The organism is Chryseobacterium sp. CBSDS_008 (genome assembly GCF_049959325.1).
Lineage (GTDB): Bacteria > Bacteroidota > Bacteroidia > Flavobacteriales > Weeksellaceae > Chryseobacterium.
On record NZ_CP188202.1, the window covers coordinates 4,559,237 to 4,577,522 of the forward strand.

An 18,286-nucleotide genomic window follows, 5' to 3' on the forward strand; every position below is an offset into this window, starting at 1 on the left:
AATATCAACATATGAAAAAGGTATTATTAGCTGCAGTTTTTTTAGCAGGTTTTAGTTTCTCTTTTGCACAGGAGTCTAAAGCTAAAAGTATTGATCCAAACGAAGATAAAGATCTGATGACATGGTATCACAAAGATTTTGCCACTTCAAAAGTATATGGGGTAAATACGGCAAATGCTTATAAATACTTGGAATCTAAAGGACTGAAGCCTAAAACCGTAATCGTGGGCGTCTTAGACAGCGGAGTACAGGTAGACCATCCCGGATTGGTAAAGAATCTATGGTCAAATCCTAATGAAGTTCCTGGCAATGGTAAAGATGACGACGGAAACGGATATATTGATGATGTACACGGATGGAATTTCATTGGCGGTAAAAACGGGGATATTGACATCGATAATATGGAGGTAACAAGAGTGGTTGCCAAATATAAGCCTGTTTTTGAAGGCGATGATTCCACAAAGAATAAAGCGAATCAGGCCCAGATGAAGGATGAGTTTGATATGTATATGAAAGCCAAAGATATGTTCAATAAAAAAAGTATCGAGGCGCAGCAGAATTTCAGAACTTATTCTATGCTGAACGAATTGATTCCTAATATGGTAAAACTGTTGGGAGGTAAACCTGTAACTGCTGAAACTATTGCTGCGATCAAAGCTCCGACAGATCAAAGAGATGCTATTGCATTGGATTTCTTAGGTCAGATTTCTCAAAATGCGGAATTCAAAGGAACATCAGCTGCAGAGTTTGAAAAGAAAATGAAGGAGGAAATGAAAGAAGCTATCGATCACTTTGCTCCTGCAGCAAAACAATATGACCTTTCCTATGATCCGAGAAAAGAAATTGTAGGGGATAACTATGATGACTATTCTGAAAAAATCTATGGTAATAATCACTACGAAGGACCGGATGCAGAACACGGAACCCATGTGGCTGGAATCATTGCCGGACTTCCGCAGGGGAAGGAGGTTCAGTACGGTGTTGCTTCCAAGGTAGCTAAAATTATGTCCGTAAGAACAGTGCCGAATGGTGATGAAAGGGATAAAGATGTTGCCAACGCCATCAGATATGCCGTAGATAACGGGGCGAAAGTATTAAATATGAGTTTTGGAAAACCCGTTTCTCCAGGTAAAGATGTAGTTTGGGATGCTTTTAAATATGCTGAGGATAAAGGAGTTCTTTTAGTAAAAGCTGCAGGTAACGAAAATGAAGATGTAGCAGAACATCTGGCATTTCCTACCAATTTTAAAAACATTACTGATGAAAAACCATTCGTAAACAACGTTCTTGTGGTCGGAGCAAGTACCAATAAGAACAATGCGTTAAGAGCTGATTTTTCTAACTACAATAAAAAGATGGTGAATGTTTTTGCTCCGGGAGAAGAAATCTATTCTACCGTTCCTAAAAACGAATATAAGTACCTGCAGGGAACTTCTATGGCTTCACCAGTCGTAGCCGGAGGAGCTGCTGTTTTATTAGCTTATATGCCGGATCTGAAACCTTACCAGATTATTGAAGCGCTTGTAAAAAGCAGCAATCCAAGTACAGCAGATGGATTTGGAGATCAATCTCAGGCTGGGGGAGTTATCGACCTGAAAAGAGCTGCCGAATACGCCTATACGAATTTCTACAAAGGCAAGCCGGTAAGCACTGCCAGGTCTTCGAAATCCGTAAAAAAGGCTGTTAAAAAATAATTTATCTCCCTGTTTTTAAGGAGAAACCATAAAGAGTCCGGATTTTTTCGGACTTTTTATTTTTTATTTTAAATTTTGGCACGGTTTTTTGTAACTTTATAGTAACAAAATAATAAACAACAAAATGAAAAAGTTACTACTTGCAGGGATGTTGGGAACATCACTTTTTGCAGTTTCGTGTTCCTCTGTTAACAAAGCAGCTACATCTCAAAATCAAAGAGCAGATTTCCTGAAAATGAAAGGAGACTGGCAGATTGTGAGCATAGATTATGATAAAGGATATAAAATTAAGCCTTTTGACGAAGGTGCAGATGCACAATGTTTCGTAGGAAGCCACTGGAGATTGATTCCTAATAACTGGACAGGGGCATATACTTTAAACGGTGGCGGAAATTGCCCGGCAATTACACAGCCTATCAAATTTGAAGTAAAGAACGGTAATACGTTTATGTTTAAAAAAATTGCTTCAGGTACAAAAGCAAAACAAAATACGGTAGGGTACAGTCTTACCATGATCAATCAGTCTACAGATCAGTTTTCACTTGAGCAGGATGTTCCTTTTGAAGGAGGTAATGTAAAAGTAGTTTACAACTTTGAGAGAACAGGAATGAAATAACTCATCAACATAAAAGATCAAAAAAAATGAAATTTACAAAAACATACGTAGGAGCCCTTTTCTTGTCATCAGCATTATTATTGACAAGCTGTGAAGCGGTTCAGAATTCAAATCACCAACAAAGAGGTACAGCAGTAGGTGCTGCTTCAGGAGCAGTACTGGGAGGTATTCTTGGTAACAATGTAGGTAAAGGAGGAAACGGAGCTATCGGTGCTGTATTAGGAGGTATTATCGGAGGTGTTGCTGGTAACGTTATCGGTAACAAAATGGATAAGCAGGCAAAAGATATTAAAGAAACTTTACCAGGTGCTCAGGTAGAAAGAGTAGGAGATGGTATTAAAGTAACCATGAATGAAAGTATTGTTAACTTCGCTTTCGATTCTTCAAACCTTACTTCTGTTGCACAAACCAACCTTGATAAATTGTCTGAAGTATTGGTGAATAACCCAGATACAAATATCAATATCTATGGTTACACAGACAGCAAAGGGGCAGATGCTTACAACCTTAAACTTTCTCAAAGAAGAGCAGATGCAGTAAAATCATATTTAGTAGGGAAAGGAATTGCATCCAGCAGAATGGTTACAAAAGGAGAAGGTGAAGCAATGCCTGTAGCAAGCAACGATACGGATGAAGGAAGAGCTAAAAACAGAAGAGTAGAGTTTGCTATTACTGCCAATGAAAAAATGATTAATGATGCCAAACAAGGGCAATAGTTAATTTAATATAAATATTTTCGTAAAAGACCGCCCCGGCGGTTTTTTTTGTATTTTTATGCTGGCAATTTTGAATTTATTACTTTTGTATTGAAATAACATAAATGAAGAAATATTTAAAACTGCTCCGTGTGGAGCAATGGGTGAAAAACCTTTTTGTATTTGTCCCTCTGTTTTTTTCAGGTAATATTACCAATATAGACCTGCTTGTCAAGAGCATTTTTGCGTTCGTTATATTTTCGCTTGCAGCAAGTGTTGTGTATATCCTGAATGATTATAATGATATCGAAGCAGACAGAAAACACCCTGAAAAAAGAAGAAGACCCCTGGCTAGCGGAGCTATTTCAAAACCAAAGGCTATAGGAATTCTTATAGGCCTTGTTGTTGTAAATATAGGTCTTGTATTTTTTACACAGCTTTATTTCCATGAGTTGCTCTGGAAATTTGCAATCATCATAGGGTTTTATGTGGTTATGAATCTTGCCTATACTTTTAGACTCAAGCACGTTCCTATCATAGATATTTTTATTATTGCCATAGGATTTGTATTACGGGTACTGGCCGGAGGTTATATTACCGGAATCAGTATCTCGCAGTGGGCAATTCTGTTAACCTTCGTATTGGCATTAGTATTAGCCATTGGAAAAAGAAGGGGCGAACTGATCAATGCCCAGGTTTCAGGAAAAACGAGAAAAGCGCTGGATGGATATAATGTTCAGTTTGCAGACATTGCTTTATCTATTTCTATTACGCTGGCTATTGTTTGTTACCTGATGTTTACGCTGTCTCCGGAAGTTCAGGAAAGATTTCATGAAAGAGTTTTTTATACGGTGATTTTTGTTGTATTTGCATTGTTAAGGTATCTGCAGCAGACACTGGTCTACAACAGAACAGAATCTCCTACAAAAATTGTATACAGAGACCGCTATATACAGGCTACTTTATTACTTTGGGTAGTAGCATTTTTAATTCAAATTTATTTTAAGAAATGAAGCCGAATTTCATACAGAAAGTTACAAACTGGGGGAATTTCCCGGTAGTGGAGAAAGAAATGAGATCTGAGGACAGCTTCAAAAAAATAAAAGAATTTGTACTCAATCACAACGAGGTTATTGCGAGAGGTAACGGAAGATGCTATGGAGATGCTTCGTTGGGAGAATCTATATTTTCAACAAAAAAATTAAATAAATTCATCAATTTTGACCGTTTGAACGGAATAATAGAATGTGAATCCGGCGTGCTGCTTTCAGATGTTCTGGAAATAGCTGTTCCGCAAGGATACTTTCTGTACGTTACTCCTGGGACGAAATTTGTTTCAGTAGGAGGTGCCATAGCTTCTGATGTTCATGGGAAAAATCATCATGCAGAAGGCTGTTTTTCAGAATATGTGATTGAATTTAAGCTTATGACCGAGAACGGTGAAATCATGACCTGTTCCAGAGAAGAAAATTCAGATAAGTTCTGGGCTACCATCGGTGGGATGGGTCTTACAGGAATTATTCTTACAGCAAAATTTAAGCTTAAAAATATACAATCCGCGTACATCCGCCAGGAAAGTATAAAAGCGGAAAATCTGGATGAGATATTTCAGCTATTTGATGAAAGTGAAAACTGGACCTATACCGTTGCCTGGATCGATTGCCTGCAAAAAGGAAAAAATATAGGTAGAAGTATTCTGATGAGAGGAGAGCATGCCTTCCAGCATGAGCTTCCCCAGAGCCTTTCAAGAGCACCTTTACGGCTAAAGAAAAAACTGCAGCCCACAGTTCCTTTTTATTTCCCTGGATTTGTGCTGAATGCGCTTACCGTAAAAATATTCAACTGGCTGTACTATAAAAAGCAGTCTAAAAAAGAAGTGAAAAATTTTACCGATTATGAGACTTTTTTCTATCCTTTGGATGCCATCAATGACTGGAACAAGATCTACGGGAAATCCGGCTTTATACAGTATCAGATGGTAATCCCAAAAGAAGCAGGAAAAGAAGGCATGAAAAAGATCCTCGAGACAATCGCTAAAAGCGGAAACGGATCATTTCTGGCTGTTTTAAAGCTTTTTGGAAATAACAATCCTCAGGCTTATAACTCATTTCCCCTGGAAGGATACACACTGGCACTGGATTTTAAAGTCAATTCAAAGCTGAAAAAACTGGTAGATGAGCTTGATGGTATTGTTCAGGAGTTCGGAGGAAGAATTTATCTTACCAAAGACAGCATGAGCAGATCGTCGCTTACCAGTTACCTGAAAAATATTCGAAATCCAAAATTTGTGTCTTTACAGCACAAAAGAATCCTAAATAATAACTCATAATGATAGTTCTGGGAAGTACATCTGAAGTGGCACAGGCTTTTGTGGAAAAAGCACTTCAGGAAGGAGAAAAATTTGAAAAAATCTATCTTTTTACCTCAAATAAAGAAACTACAGAGCGTTTTGCAAGACATATTGATGTGAAGTTTCTGCAGCAGGCGGAAGTCATTGAAATGGATCTTACAAAAGAGATTGATTACAATAGATTTGATCATATCAATTCAAATGTATTATTTTGTGCCGTAGGATATTTAGGTGAAGGAACGGAAGAAGGATTATACGATAACAGAAATACAGAACGTATCATTCATATCAATTATTCAAAACTGGTTCCTGTGATGAATTATTTTGCCCAGAAGTTTGAAAGCAGAAGATCAGGAACGATCATCGGGCTTTCATCAGTGGCAGGAGACAGAGGAAGACAGAGTAATTTTATCTATGGAAGCGCAAAAGCAGCTTTTACAGCCTATCTGAGCGGTTTGAGAAACTATCTTTTTGATAAAAAAGTACATGTTTTAACAATAAAACCGGGCTTTATGGCAACCAAGATGACGGAAGGCCTGCCTTTGAATCCGAAACTTACAGCTACTCCAAAACAAGCGGCAGCCTGTATTTATAATGCCTTCAAAAAACAGAGGAACGTGGCATATGTTTTGCCGGTCTGGAGTATTATTATGATGATTATCAGGAATATCCCTGAATTTATATTCAAAAAATTAAAGCTTTAAAAAAATGAAAAAATTGTATTGTTTTGATTTTGACGGAACCCTGACCTATAAAGATACCATGTTTATGTATCTTAAATTCTACGATTCTACAAAATACCGTATACAATTTTTGAGACATGTACCCCTCTTTATCCTGCTGAAGCTGAAACTGGCTGAAACGGAAAAAGTGAAAAAAAGCTTTATCGGTTCTATTCTAAAAGGACAGACCCAGGAAAAAATCGAGCAGAAGTCTAAACAGTTTTTTGAACAGCATTACCCTAAAATTGTGAGGGAAAATGCATTAGACTTTATAAAAAATATCGATAGGAATAATACACAAAGTTTATTGGTAACCGCTTCACTGGATATCTGGGTGAAACCTTTTGCCGAAGAACTTAAAATGCAGCTTGTTTCTACGCGGGCAGAGTTTAAGAACGGAATTTTCACAGGAAATTTTATAGGAAAAAACTGCAACGGAAAGGAAAAGCTGATAAGAATTAAAGAAGAAATCAACAACTCTAAGTATGATAAAATTATTGCATTTGGAGATACTTCGGGTGACAGGCCAATGTTGAAATGGGCAAATGAGGGACATTACCAATTTTTTCATTAATTTTGGGAGATAAAATTGTAAAAATGAAAAGCCTGTTGATCGCATGTGCGGTAATCTTTATGAGCTGTGCAGGTACACCACCTCAGAAATCTGCTGCCATGCAGGGAAATGCTGAGCTCCTTATTTCTGAAAATCAGGGTGGAACCGATACATCCGGCTTTAAGATCATTAAAGACGAAAAAGACTTTCGCAATATTATCCAGGGAAGTTTTGGGGTTACACAGCTAAAAGAATCTTATATCAGCTACCCGAAGTTTCCGAAGAATAAAAAAGTCGTTTTATACAATTTGGGAACCTTCAGATCAGGAAGCCACAAAATTGAAGAGATCAAAAACGTATCTGTGAAAAACCAGATTCTGTATGTAGAAGTTCCGGCCGGAGAACCTTCCGGTGGAATGGAAATTCAGGTGATCTCCAGCCCGTGGTTTATTTTTACTGTTCCTGCAGATTACCAGTTTACCTCCGTAGAATTAAAATACTCAAAATAATAATGGATAAAGTATATTTAGATAATGCCGCAACCACCCCGCTTGCAGAAGAAGTGATAGATGCAATGGTTGGCACTATGAAGATGAATTTCGGAAACCCGTCATCAACGCACAGTTTTGGCCAGGAAGCAAAAATACTTATTGAAAATGTAAGAAGACAGGTTGCAGACTATCTTCATGTAACGCCTGCTGAAATCATTTTCACTTCCTGCGGAACAGAATCCAACAATATGATCATCAAGTCCTCGGTAGAACACCTTGGAGTGGAAAGAATCATCAGCTCTCCCCTGGAACATAAATGTGTTTCTGAAAGTATTCTGGATATGAAAAACAGAAAAGGAGTAGAAGTAAACTATATCCGTCCGAATGAAAAAGGAGATATTGATCTTGCTAAATTAGAAGAGCTTTTAAAAGCTTCAGATAAAAAAACGTTGGTAAGCTTAATGCATGCCAACAACGAAATCGGAAATATCATCAATCTTAAGCAGGTTGCCCTGCTTTGCAAAGAATATAATGCACTTTTCCATTCAGATACGGTGCAGACCATGGCGCATATGAACCTTGATTTCTCTGATATCCCGGTAGACTTTGCTTCCTGTAGTGCCCACAAATTTCACGGGCCAAAAGGTGCTGGGTTTGCATTTATCAGAAAGGCAACAGGCTTAAAAGGAATCATTACCGGCGGACCTCAGGAAAGAAGCCTTAGAGCAGGAACTGAAAATGTTTGCGGTATCGTAGGATTAGGTAAAGCATTGGAACTCTCTCTGAATCATATGGAAGAATATACCCGCCATATGCAGGATATTAAAGATTATGCAATTGAAAGACTTTCTGTCGAAATTCAAGGGGTTAAATTCAACGGAAGAAGTGCTGAAAAGGAAAACAGTCTTTATACGGTTTTAAGCGCATTATTACCTTATAAAAACCCACTGATCGGGCTTCAGCTGGATATGAAAGGCATTGCAATTTCTCAGGGAAGCGCATGCTCATCCGGAGCGTCAAAACCTTCAATGGTAATGATGATGGTACTTTCTGAAGACGAAATGGATCACTGTACACCATTGCGTATCTCTTTTAGCCATATGACAACCAAATCGGATATTGATACATTAGTAAATGCCTTGAAGGAAATTTCAAGCAACTATACCATAGAAAAAACTAATGTTGAGCATAGATAGTCTTGTGCGCTAAAAATCGTAATTTTGAATATCCAAAAGGATTAAAAACAAAATAATATTAATTAAAATAAAAGAAACAAAATGGCTTTAGAAATTACAGACAGCTCATTTCAGGATACGGTTTTAAAATCAGACAAACCGGTATTAGTAGACTTCTGGGCAGTATGGTGCGGACCTTGCAGAACGTTAGGCCCAATCATCGAAGAAGTAGCATCAGATTTTGAAGGTAAAGCAGTAGTTGGGAAAGTGGATGTAGACAACAACCAGGAAATCTCAATGCAGTATGGAATCAGAAATATTCCTACAGTTCTTATTTTTAAGAACGGTGAGGTAGTAGACAAATTAGTAGGTGTAGCTCCAAAAGAGGTAATCGCTGAGAAATTAAGCGCTCACTTATAAAAAAATAAGTTTGATAATGAATGTCTTCCATGATTGGGAGGCATTTTTTTTGAAAATAATTTGCAGGTAATGAAAAAAGGTGTAATTTTGCAACCACGAAAAAGAAACGAAGTTCTTTAACAAAATTTGATCCGGTAGTTCAGTTGGTTAGAATGCCGCCCTGTCACGGCGGAGGTCGCGGGTTCGAGTCCCGTCCGGATCGCAGAAGTTTTCTCAATTTCTTTTTAAAAAAATTGATCCGGTAGTTCAGCTGGTTAGAATGCCGCCCTGTCACGGCGGAGGTCGCGGGTTCGAGTCCCGTCCGGATCGCAGAAGTTTTCTCAATTTCTTTTTAAAAAAATTGATCCGGTAGTTCAGCTGGTTAGAATGCCGCCCTGTCACGGCGGAGGTCGCGGGTTCGAGTCCCGTCCGGATCGCGGAAGTTTTCTCAATTTCTTTTTAAAAAATTGATCCGGTAGTTCAGCTGGTTAGAATGCCGCCCTGTCACGGCGGAGGTCGCGGGTTCGAGTCCCGTCCGGATCGCAGCTACGATAATAGAGTAGAACAAAATACTGTAAAATATATATTTTGCAGTATTTTTTTTTGCGTATATTTTTTAACAGAGTGGGTGTTGATTGAATAAAGGAAATAATACTCTCCTTTTATGAACTTAATCCGGTTTGCTGGGACCTTTGTTTTTTCCTGCTGATACGGCTTTGTGTGAATACAGTCTTTAAAATTCAAACAATCAGAATTAACATTGATAAACAGGTTTAATAACTAAATATGGAAATGCTTTTCCGTGTCTATTGAATCATTTACTTTTCAAATTTGTTTTCAAAATATTTGTAACAAGGAAACTTATATTTTAAATAAAAATTAATATATAATATTAAAAATATTAATAATAATTATTATCTTCGTTGATGATAAAAGCCACCAGGTGTTGAATTAATGAAAATGATATTTTAGGTCTATTTGTATATGGGGGAAGTTTTTAAAATCAGGGAGTTAAGGTATATACCCAGGTGGTCAGTTTTTCTTATTGATATTTCAGTTATTTTTTTTTCAGTATTAGTTTCATATTTAATTTTAGAAAGTCTGAAGGTAAAAATTAATTTTATTGAATATCAAAATGAAAAAATATTTTCAGTGGTTGCTGTTAATATTCTGTTTATACTCTTGTTTAAGACGTATGCGGGAGTTATAAGGCACTCTACTTTTTTTGATTTTTTTAAAATTATATGGTCTTCGGGTAGTGCTCTTATTGTATTATTGGGGCTGAATTTTATGACGGAACTGGCATTGGGAAAGCCCTTATATTTATATCCTGTTCTTTTTTTATTTTTCTTTATTTCTATTTTTCTGATGTTCCTTTTCAGAATGATAACCAAACAGTTTTTCGGCATATTCATAGATCCTAAGAAAGCTTCTTCCAAGGCCAGAGTTGCAGTGGTAGGAGTAGGAGATGCTTCCATTGCATTAGCGAATGCTATTATTCACAATCCTGACCATCCTTACAAGCTTGCAGGATTTCTTTTATATGAGTTGCAGCTTGAGCTATTGGAAAGATTTCCGAATCAAAGGTTTAAATTTGTATTGGCAGATATTACCAACTACTCCAGAATGGAAAAACTGTTTGCTGATTATCAGTTTTCAATAGTTTATCATGCTGCGGCATACAAGCATGTACCTTTAATAGAAGATAATCCGCATGAAGCTATTTTTGTAAATATTGGAGGTACCAAAAATTTATCTCTTTTAGCGAAAAATTATTATGTTGATCGCTTTGTGATGGTATCTACAGATAAAGCGGTAAATCCTACCAACGTAATGGGAGCTTCAAAAAGGGCCGCTGAACTTTTTGTACAGTCTTTACAAAGCTCTTCAGAAAACACAACAAAATTTATTACAACACGTTTTGGAAATGTACTGGGTTCCAACGGTTCTGTAATACCGCATTTCAAAAAGCAGATTGAAAAAGGAGGTCCGGTTACAATTACTCATCCCGATATCATTCGGTATTTTATGACTATTCCGGAAGCCTGCGAATTGGTACTTCAGGCAGGAACGATGGGGCAAGGAGGCGAAATTTATGTCTTCGATATGGGTAAACCGGTTAAAATACTGGATTTGGCAGAAAGAATGATAAAGTTATCAGGGTATACTCCAGGTATTGATATTAAAATTGATTTTATAGGCTTAAGACCTGGCGAAAAGTTATATGAAGAACTTTTAACAGATAATTCTACAACTATTCCTACACATCATGAGAAAATTATGATCTCAAGAGATCCGTTGATGGAATTTGAAGATATAGAAGATTTGTGTAAGCAGATTATTCTGTCAGCGATGAATAAAGATAGTTTACAAATTGTGAAAATATTAAAAGTTATAGTACCGGAATTTATAAGCAATAATTCGGAATTTGAAATTCTGGATAAAATATCTGAGCATGAAGTATATGAGTAAAATCAAAGAATAAAATAAACAAAAATTTAATATTAAAATAATAATTTAGCTGTTTTTGGTTTTAAACGGAATGAAAATTGCTAGAGAAAGAATTGATCTTAAAAGATGATTAAAATTATACTTCACACAAGCATATTTTCTGATAGATATAAAAACAGGTGTGGTAGCTTTCGTGCAGAGCATTTTTAATACAATTTAAGTCAGCTCAAGTAGATTTAGAAATAGTACAAGTAGATAAGAATAATAACATATGAATAAAACTATTATTGCATATATAATACTGTTATCGGTTACTTTGTTATCATGCAGGCCGAAGCAAAACATGGTATATATGTCAAAAAATAATATGGAAGAAGAAGTTGCAAAGGCAAAGTTTCAGGGCTTACATATTCAGGAAGGTGATGTACTGCTGATTCTTGTTTCTGCCCTTGATGAAGTTGCGGTAAAGCCTTTCAACCTTAATACAACAAATAAGGTAGGAAGTAATTCTAATACCGGAATAAATCAATATGCACAGCCAAGTGAGTATTTAGTAAATGAAGAAGGATATATATATTTTCCTGTAATAGGAAATGTATATGCTAAAGGAATGACCCAGATACAACTGAAACAAGACCTGGAATCTCGATTGAAGAGATATCTTACAGATCCTATGGTGAGCATTACTCTAAAAAATTTCAATGTGAGTATCTTGGGTGAAGTAAAAAATCCAGGGCAGAAAGAAAGTGTTTCCCAAAAGATTAACATTTTTCAGGCATTAGGTCTTGCGGGTGATATGACAGATTTTGGAGATCGTACCAACGTAAAACTTATCCGCACCGATGATAACGGGGCAGACCAAATTGTTAATGTCGACCTTACCAGATCTGATATTGTAAGCTCACCGTACTATTATATGAAACAGAACGACATATTATATGTACAGCCGGATAAAAACAAACAGGTTCAGGCCAATTCGAATCCAAACAGAGCTCTTACATTCCAGATTATTGGTGCATTATTAACAGCGGGTACGCTTATTATTGCTTTAACACGAAAATAAAATATGCAGAAGATAGAATTTCAGGAAAGGGAAGAAAGTTTGAATCTCAAAAAAGTTATCTCCCAATACCTATATAAATGGCCTTGGTTTATTGCTTCCATTTTGGTTTTTGTAATTGGTGCTTACATTTATCTTAGGTACAGTGTACCTCAATACCAATCAACTACAGTCCTTAAATTTGATAAAAAACAAAGTAATCTTTCTTCTGCGCTTTCTGATCTGGAGAATCTTGGTATGGGATTAGGTAATGCTGATGAACTGAAAAGTGAAGGGGCTGTTGTTACCTCAAGACCTATATTGATGGAAGTTGTAAAAAATCTTAATCTCAATGTAGAATATTTTAATACAGGAGAAATTAAAGATTCACAGCTATTCAGTAAAATTCCTGTGGTTGCAAAAGTATTATCTTATAATAATGATGAGAATTTTAAATTTTCGGAATATACAATGATAGACTTAAAGGGAGACCAGTTTATGCTTCGGGATGAAAAAAAGGAAACTGTTGTTAAAGGGAAATTTAATACACCTCTGAATTTAAATTTTGGAAGAGCGGTATTTTATAGAAACCCTGCTGTTGCTTTTAAATCAAAATATAAAATAGTTTTTTGGAATCCTATTGAGAAAGTAAAAAAATTAGAAAAAAAGATAGAGGTAAATCTACCGGATGAAAAGGCTATGTTGATGGAAATCAATTTGATAGGATCTCTTCCTGAGAAGTCGGAGGCTATTCTTAATGAGGTTACCAGACAATATAACCTGGATGGTCAGAAAGATAAAAATTTGCAAGCTCAGAATACTCAGGAGTTTATCGATAAAAGGCTGGAAGTTATTACCAAAGACCTTTCCGGGGTAGAGAACCAGAAAGAAGACTTCCAAAATCGTAATCGTATTGTAGATTTGCAGGCACAGGCGGAATTGGCCCTTCAAAATACGAGTGAAAATACCAAAGTTCTTCTTCAGCAGCAGGCCCAGCTTGATCTTCTGAATTCTCTTTCGGCAGAGGCTTCAAAAGGAAATAATCAGCTTATGCCATCCAACCTTGGGCTGAATCCTTCACTGGAACAGACTATATCTCAGTATAACTCATTGATTATAAGCAGAAATAAAACGCTGAAACAGGCTACCAATGAAAACCCTGCTATTATAGAAATGAATAAGGAGATTGCCTCTTTAAAGGAAGTTATCCGCGATAATATCCATGAGCAGAAACAAACCGTCCAGACAGGCATTTCTCAGCTGCAGAACCAGATCAATACAAACAACAGTATGATCGAAAAAGTTCCCGGGCAGTCTAAAGTATACCGAGGAATTGAACGTCAGCAAAACCTTAAGGAACAGTTATTTTTATTTCTCCTTCAAAAAAGAGAGGAAAATGCAATCAATTTATCAGTAAACGTACCGAAAGCTAAAATTGTAAACCCTGCATTTACAGAAGATATACCTGTATCCCCTAAGAAAGATATTATCTTTTTAGGAGCTTTATTGCTTGGTGTCTTACTTCCTTTCGCTGTTTTTTATTTTATTTTCATGCTGGATGATAAAATCTATACAAGAGATGATGTCAAAGATCGCTCACAGTTGGGTGTACTGGTAGATATTCCATCACTTAAGGATAATGAAAATCATTTAATACAGAAAAACGACTTCTCGGAGCTGGCAGAAGCCTTCAGGGTATTGGTTTCCAATTTGAAATTTGTATTACCGGTAAAAGATTCTGCTAAAGTCATCATGGTTACATCTTCTATAAAAGGAGAGGGGAAAACCCTGGTATCTGTGAATCTTGCACTTACCATTGCCAATAAAAACGCAAGGGCACTACTGATTGGTTCAGATATCAGAAATCCTCAGATTCAGAGATATGACAGCGAGCCTGTGAAAAGAAAGGGTTTAACAGAGTTTTTATATGATGAGTCGGTAAAAGTGGATGAACTTATTCATACCTCAACAACCAACCCTTCATGTGATGTTATCTATGCCGGAGCTATTCCTCCCAACCCTCAGGAACTGCTTTCCAACGGACGTTATCAAAAGCTTATTGAACAGATGTCTTCCAGATATACCTATATTATTATTGACTCTGCACCGCTGATGCTGGTTTCAGATACATTAAGTATTGCAGATACGGCAGATGCAACATTGTATGTGCTAAGGTCGGGAGTATCAAAAAATATATTAGTAGATTTTGCCAATGATCTGGTAAAAGATTCAAAGCTTTCCAATGTATCGTTTGTGATTAATGATGTTTCAAGACGAGCAGGCGGATATGGATACAACTATAGCTATGGTTATGGTTACAGCCAAACGAAGGCCAATACAAGTTGGTGGAGTAAAATTTTCAAATCATAAAAATGAATAGAATTTTAATTACAGGTGGAGCAGGTTTTATTGGCTCAAACTTAACGGAGTATTTTTTAAATAAAGGCTATTATGTAGTGTGCTTAGACAATTTCGCAACAGGACACCGCCATAATATTGTACCTTTTCTTGAAAATCCAAATTATAAACTCATTGAAGGGGATATCCGTGATTTGGAGGTGTGTCAGAAGGCAGTGGAAAATGTGGATTATATTCTGCACCAGGCTGCGCTTGGCTCAGTTCCAAGATCTATTAAAGATCCTATCACAAGTAATGATGTGAATGTATCAGGATTTCTGAATATGCTGGTTGCAGCCCGTGATGCTAATGTAAAACGCTTTGTATATGCAGCTTCATCATCTACTTACGGAGACTCTGAGTCATTACCTAAAGTGGAAGATGTGATCGGAAAACCGTTATCACCCTATGCCATCACTAAATATGTAAATGAATTATATGCTGATGTATTTGGGAAAACTTACGGGATGAAATGTATTGGTTTGAGATACTTTAATGTATTCGGGCGCAGACAGGATCCGAACGGAGCTTATGCCGCTGTAATTCCTTTGTTTGTAAAGCAGTTAATCAACCACGAATCCCCTACCATAAATGGGACAGGAGATTATTCACGTGATTTTACATATATAGACAATGTTATTCAGATGAATGAGCTGGCCATACTTACTGAAAACCCTGAAGCAATGAATACTGTTTATAACACAGCAGTAGGAGACCGCACTACATTGAATGATCTGGTGGGATATCTTAAAAAGTATTTAAGTGAGTTCGATGAAAAGATTGGTGAAGTGGAAGTTGTCCATGGTCCGAACCGTGTAGGAGATATTCCACACTCACTGGCATCCGTAGAAAAAGCGGAAAAATTATTAGGTTATAAGCCAAGCCATACGATAGAAAAAGGATTAAAAGAAGCTATCACCTGGTATTGGGAAAATTTAAAATAAACAAGTTTAAATAGATTCTTTGTGGAAAAACAATATAAAATAGCCGTAATTGGATTAGGATATGTAGGGCTGCCTTTAGCAAGATTATTTTCAACAAAATATCCGGTTGTAGGCTTCGATATCAATAAAAAAAGAATTTCAGAACTGAGCACTGGTGTAGACAGTACCCTGGAAGTAAAAAATGAAGTACTGAAATCTGTATTAATAGAGGACAATCCTTTTTATCAAAATGCTGAAAAAGGATTGTATTGTTCAGATGACATCAAGGATATTCAGGATGCGGATATTTATATTATTACTGTTCCTACTCCGGTAGATCAACATAACCGGCCTGACCTTACTCCATTGTATAAAGCTTCAGAGACTGTAGGAAAAGTATTATCAAAAGGAGATATTGTGATTTACGAATCTACTGTATATCCCGGAGCTACAGAAGAAGAATGTATTCCTGTTCTGGAAAAGGTTTCAGGAATGGTATTTAACCAGGATTTCTTTGCTGGATATTCTCCAGAACGTATTAATCCCGGTGATAAAGAACATACCGTTGAAAAAATTCTAAAAGTTACCTCAGGCTCAACACCGGAAATAGGTGAAATAGTAAATAATTTATACCAATCCGTAATTATAGCGGGTACTCATTTAGCTCCGACAATAAAGGTTGCAGAAGCGGCTAAAGTAATTGAAAACTCACAGAGAGATATCAATATAGCCTTTGTAAACGAACTCGCTAAAATTTTCAACCTTTTGGAAATTGATACACATGCTGTATTGGAAGCGGCTGGAACCAAATGGAACTTTTTACCATTTAAACCAGGACTGGTAGGCGGCCACTGTATTGGAGTAGACCCATACTACCTGGCTCAGAAAGCTCAGGAAAAAGGATATCACCCGGAAATTATATTAGCAGGACGCCGTCTTAATGATTCCATGGGGCAATATGTAGCTTCCCAGCTGGTAAAAACAATGATCAAAAAGAAAATCACGATCAATGGAGCTCAAATATTAAACTTAGGAATAACATTTAAAGAGAACTGCCCGGATGTACGTAATACCAAAGCGGTAGATGTGATTCATGGGCTTGAAGACTATGCTTTAAGGGTAACTACTCTTGATCCATGGGCTAATCCTGATGAGGTAAAACACGAATATGGATTAGAGGTTGTGAATGAAATTCCACAAGAAAAATATGATGCTATTATCCTTACAGTTGCGCATAAACAATTCATTGATCTGGATTTAAAGAATTATTTAAAAGAAAATGGAATAATTTATGACGTAAAAGGAATCTTAGAAAAAAGTGATTCAAGATTATAAATAAATATGAACTAAATAATATTTATTAATATAATAATGAATAGTAATACTTTAATAAAAAGTACGTTAATATATACAATTGGTAATTTTGGATCTAAGATTTTATCTTTTCTATTAATTCCTATTTACTCCTATTATCTTTCCAGAAAAGAATTAGGAGAATATGACTTAGTGCTGACAAGCGTCAATTTATTAGTCCCTTTCGTCTCTCTGCAGATGAATGAGGCAATTTACCGTTGGTTTCTCGACAAAGAAAATGAAAAGGAAAATTATATTGATAATATATTTAAGCAATGTAGTATTCTATTATTGACTTCCTTTATCGGTTTTGAGCTGCTGCTTTATCTGGCTGGACTTCTCTATCATATTCCTTACCAGAAAGAATTATCACTGCTCATTATAAGCTCATGTTTATTACCCTTTTTTCAACAGATATTAAGAGGATTAGGACTAACTAGGTACTATTCATTTATAGGAATTATAAATAGCCTTTTTATATTTTCTTTTAGCTTACTTTTCTTACTGACAGATATATTTCACGACAAGGTGCAGGGAATTTTTTATGCGCTTTTCGTTAGTAATTTTATTGCAATTTTATTAATGCTGTTTAAAGTAAGCTTTCTGTTTAAGAAATATGTTAGCATAAAAATCAACTATTCATTACAAAAGCAGATTCTATTTTATTCTCTTCCATTAATTTTGAATTCAATAAGCTGGTGGATCATCAATGCATCAGATAGATATATTATTTTAAAATTTTTAACAATAGAAGATAATGGTATTTATGCTGTTTCAGCAAGACTGCCCGCCATTCTGACTATTTTTAATACAGTCTTTATGTTGGCCTGGCAGGATATGGCAATCTCTGTAAATGATCCTAATAACCCATTTTTTTCAAAACTGTTCAATAAATATATCTCTGTAAATATCGGATTATCAACTATTTTAATAGCTGCTACTCCATTAATTACCGAAGTTCTATTTGATTCAAAATTTTATGAATCCTGGAAATATGCTACCCTTCTGTATATTGGCTCCTGCTTCTCATCCATCTCGGGCTTTTTAGGTGCTATTTACCTGAAAACCAAATCAACGAAGGGGATTTTTATTACAAGTATGATAGGAGCATTAGTAAATGTATTTATTTCAATGGCTTTTATTAAGTATATTGGTCTTTATGCACCTGCTCTAGGCACATTTGTCAGTTTCTTTGTCATGTTTATTATAAGATACAGACAGACTGCTGAAATTTTAAAATTGGATATAGATCTTAAATCTTTTATCATACAGCTGCTATTGGTTTTTAGTATAATTGTTTTATTATATTTTAATAGCGGCCACATAATTTCAATATCATTAACGGTATTGTCTCTATTCCTCTTCGGTTATTTTAATAAAGATATTTTAAAAAAAATCTTTAATAAATTAAACTCTCTAAAAAAATAA

Annotated in this window: 16 protein-coding genes and 4 tRNA genes; all 20 read left to right on the forward strand. The window is 36.0% G+C overall.

Annotation, left to right across the window (positions count from 1 at the left end; translation table 11 throughout):
- Positions 1–11: 11 nt before the first annotated feature.
- The 20 genes from ACP3T3_RS20635 to ACP3T3_RS20730 all read left to right on the forward strand — a co-directional run bounded on the left by ACP3T3_RS20635 (position 12) and on the right by ACP3T3_RS20730 (position 18,286).
- The gene (locus tag ACP3T3_RS20635) at positions 12–1,694 is read left to right on the forward strand and encodes a S8 family serine peptidase (protein WP_426477589.1); all 1,683 of its coding nucleotides are present in this window, start codon (positions 12–14) and stop codon (positions 1,692–1,694) included.
- Between the two features lie 124 nt (positions 1,695–1,818).
- Positions 1,819–2,310 (forward strand): hypothetical protein, encoded by a 492-nt coding sequence (locus ACP3T3_RS20640; RefSeq protein ID WP_426477590.1) that lies wholly within the window; start codon positions 1,819–1,821, stop codon positions 2,308–2,310.
- 26 nt (positions 2,311–2,336) lie between these two features.
- Entirely contained in the window at positions 2,337–3,026 is a 690-nt protein-coding gene (locus tag ACP3T3_RS20645; RefSeq protein ID WP_426477591.1) for an OmpA family protein, read from the forward strand.
- Between the two features lie 104 nt (positions 3,027–3,130).
- Complete coding sequence (locus ACP3T3_RS20650; protein ID WP_426477592.1) at positions 3,131–4,018, forward strand: decaprenyl-phosphate phosphoribosyltransferase; 888 nt, start codon at positions 3,131–3,133, stop codon at positions 4,016–4,018.
- Entirely contained in the window at positions 4,015–5,334 is a 1,320-nt protein-coding gene (locus ACP3T3_RS20655; RefSeq protein ID WP_426477593.1) for an FAD-binding protein, read from the forward strand. The genes ACP3T3_RS20650 and ACP3T3_RS20655 overlap by 4 nt, the downstream gene beginning before the upstream one ends.
- Positions 5,334–6,059: an SDR family NAD(P)-dependent oxidoreductase gene (locus ACP3T3_RS20660; protein WP_426477594.1), complete on the forward strand. Its 726-nt coding sequence runs from the start codon at positions 5,334–5,336 to the stop codon at positions 6,057–6,059. The genes ACP3T3_RS20655 and ACP3T3_RS20660 overlap by 1 nt, the downstream gene beginning before the upstream one ends.
- Before the next feature lie 4 nt (positions 6,060–6,063).
- Positions 6,064–6,651, forward strand: coding sequence for an HAD family hydrolase (locus ACP3T3_RS20665; RefSeq protein ID WP_426477595.1), 588 nt, complete (start codon positions 6,064–6,066; stop codon positions 6,649–6,651).
- Between the two features lie 23 nt (positions 6,652–6,674).
- Positions 6,675–7,139, forward strand: a complete 465-nt coding sequence (locus tag ACP3T3_RS20670) for a hypothetical protein (protein WP_426477596.1) — start codon at positions 6,675–6,677, stop codon at positions 7,137–7,139.
- A 2-nt stretch (positions 7,140–7,141) separates the two neighbouring features.
- Positions 7,142–8,317: a cysteine desulfurase family protein gene (locus tag ACP3T3_RS20675; protein ID WP_426477597.1), complete on the forward strand. Its 1,176-nt coding sequence runs from the start codon at positions 7,142–7,144 to the stop codon at positions 8,315–8,317.
- Positions 8,318–8,398: 81 nt separating this feature from the next.
- Positions 8,399–8,716 (forward strand): thioredoxin, encoded by a 318-nt coding sequence (gene trxA / locus ACP3T3_RS20680; RefSeq protein WP_027374941.1) that lies wholly within the window; start codon positions 8,399–8,401, stop codon positions 8,714–8,716.
- A gap of 128 nt (positions 8,717–8,844) precedes the next feature.
- Positions 8,845–8,918 (forward strand) — tRNA-Asp (locus tag ACP3T3_RS20685).
- Positions 8,919–8,951: 33 nt separating this feature from the next.
- A tRNA-Asp gene (locus ACP3T3_RS20690) sits at positions 8,952–9,025 on the forward strand.
- A 33-nt stretch (positions 9,026–9,058) separates the two neighbouring features.
- Positions 9,059–9,132, forward strand: a tRNA-Asp gene (locus ACP3T3_RS20695).
- A gap of 32 nt (positions 9,133–9,164) precedes the next feature.
- Positions 9,165–9,238: transfer RNA gene (locus tag ACP3T3_RS20700), tRNA-Asp, on the forward strand.
- 441 nt (positions 9,239–9,679) lie between these two features.
- A complete protein-coding gene (locus ACP3T3_RS20705) occupies positions 9,680–11,167 on the forward strand; it encodes a polysaccharide biosynthesis protein (protein WP_426477598.1) in 1,488 nt (495 codons plus the stop codon).
- Between the two features lie 331 nt (positions 11,168–11,498).
- A complete protein-coding gene (locus ACP3T3_RS20710) occupies positions 11,499–12,209 on the forward strand; it encodes a polysaccharide biosynthesis/export family protein (RefSeq protein ID WP_426477599.1) in 711 nt (236 codons plus the stop codon).
- Between the two features lie 3 nt (positions 12,210–12,212).
- A complete protein-coding gene (locus ACP3T3_RS20715; protein ID WP_426477600.1) occupies positions 12,213–14,555 on the forward strand; it encodes a GumC family protein in 2,343 nt (780 codons plus the stop codon).
- A 2-nt stretch (positions 14,556–14,557) separates the two neighbouring features.
- Complete coding sequence (locus ACP3T3_RS20720) at positions 14,558–15,526, forward strand: SDR family oxidoreductase (protein WP_426477601.1); 969 nt, start codon at positions 14,558–14,560, stop codon at positions 15,524–15,526.
- Between the two features lie 21 nt (positions 15,527–15,547).
- Positions 15,548–16,840: a nucleotide sugar dehydrogenase gene (locus ACP3T3_RS20725; protein WP_426477602.1), complete on the forward strand. Its 1,293-nt coding sequence runs from the start codon at positions 15,548–15,550 to the stop codon at positions 16,838–16,840.
- Positions 16,841–16,876: 36 nt separating this feature from the next.
- Positions 16,877–18,286: a lipopolysaccharide biosynthesis protein gene (locus tag ACP3T3_RS20730; RefSeq protein WP_426477603.1), complete on the forward strand. Its 1,410-nt coding sequence runs from the start codon at positions 16,877–16,879 to the stop codon at positions 18,284–18,286.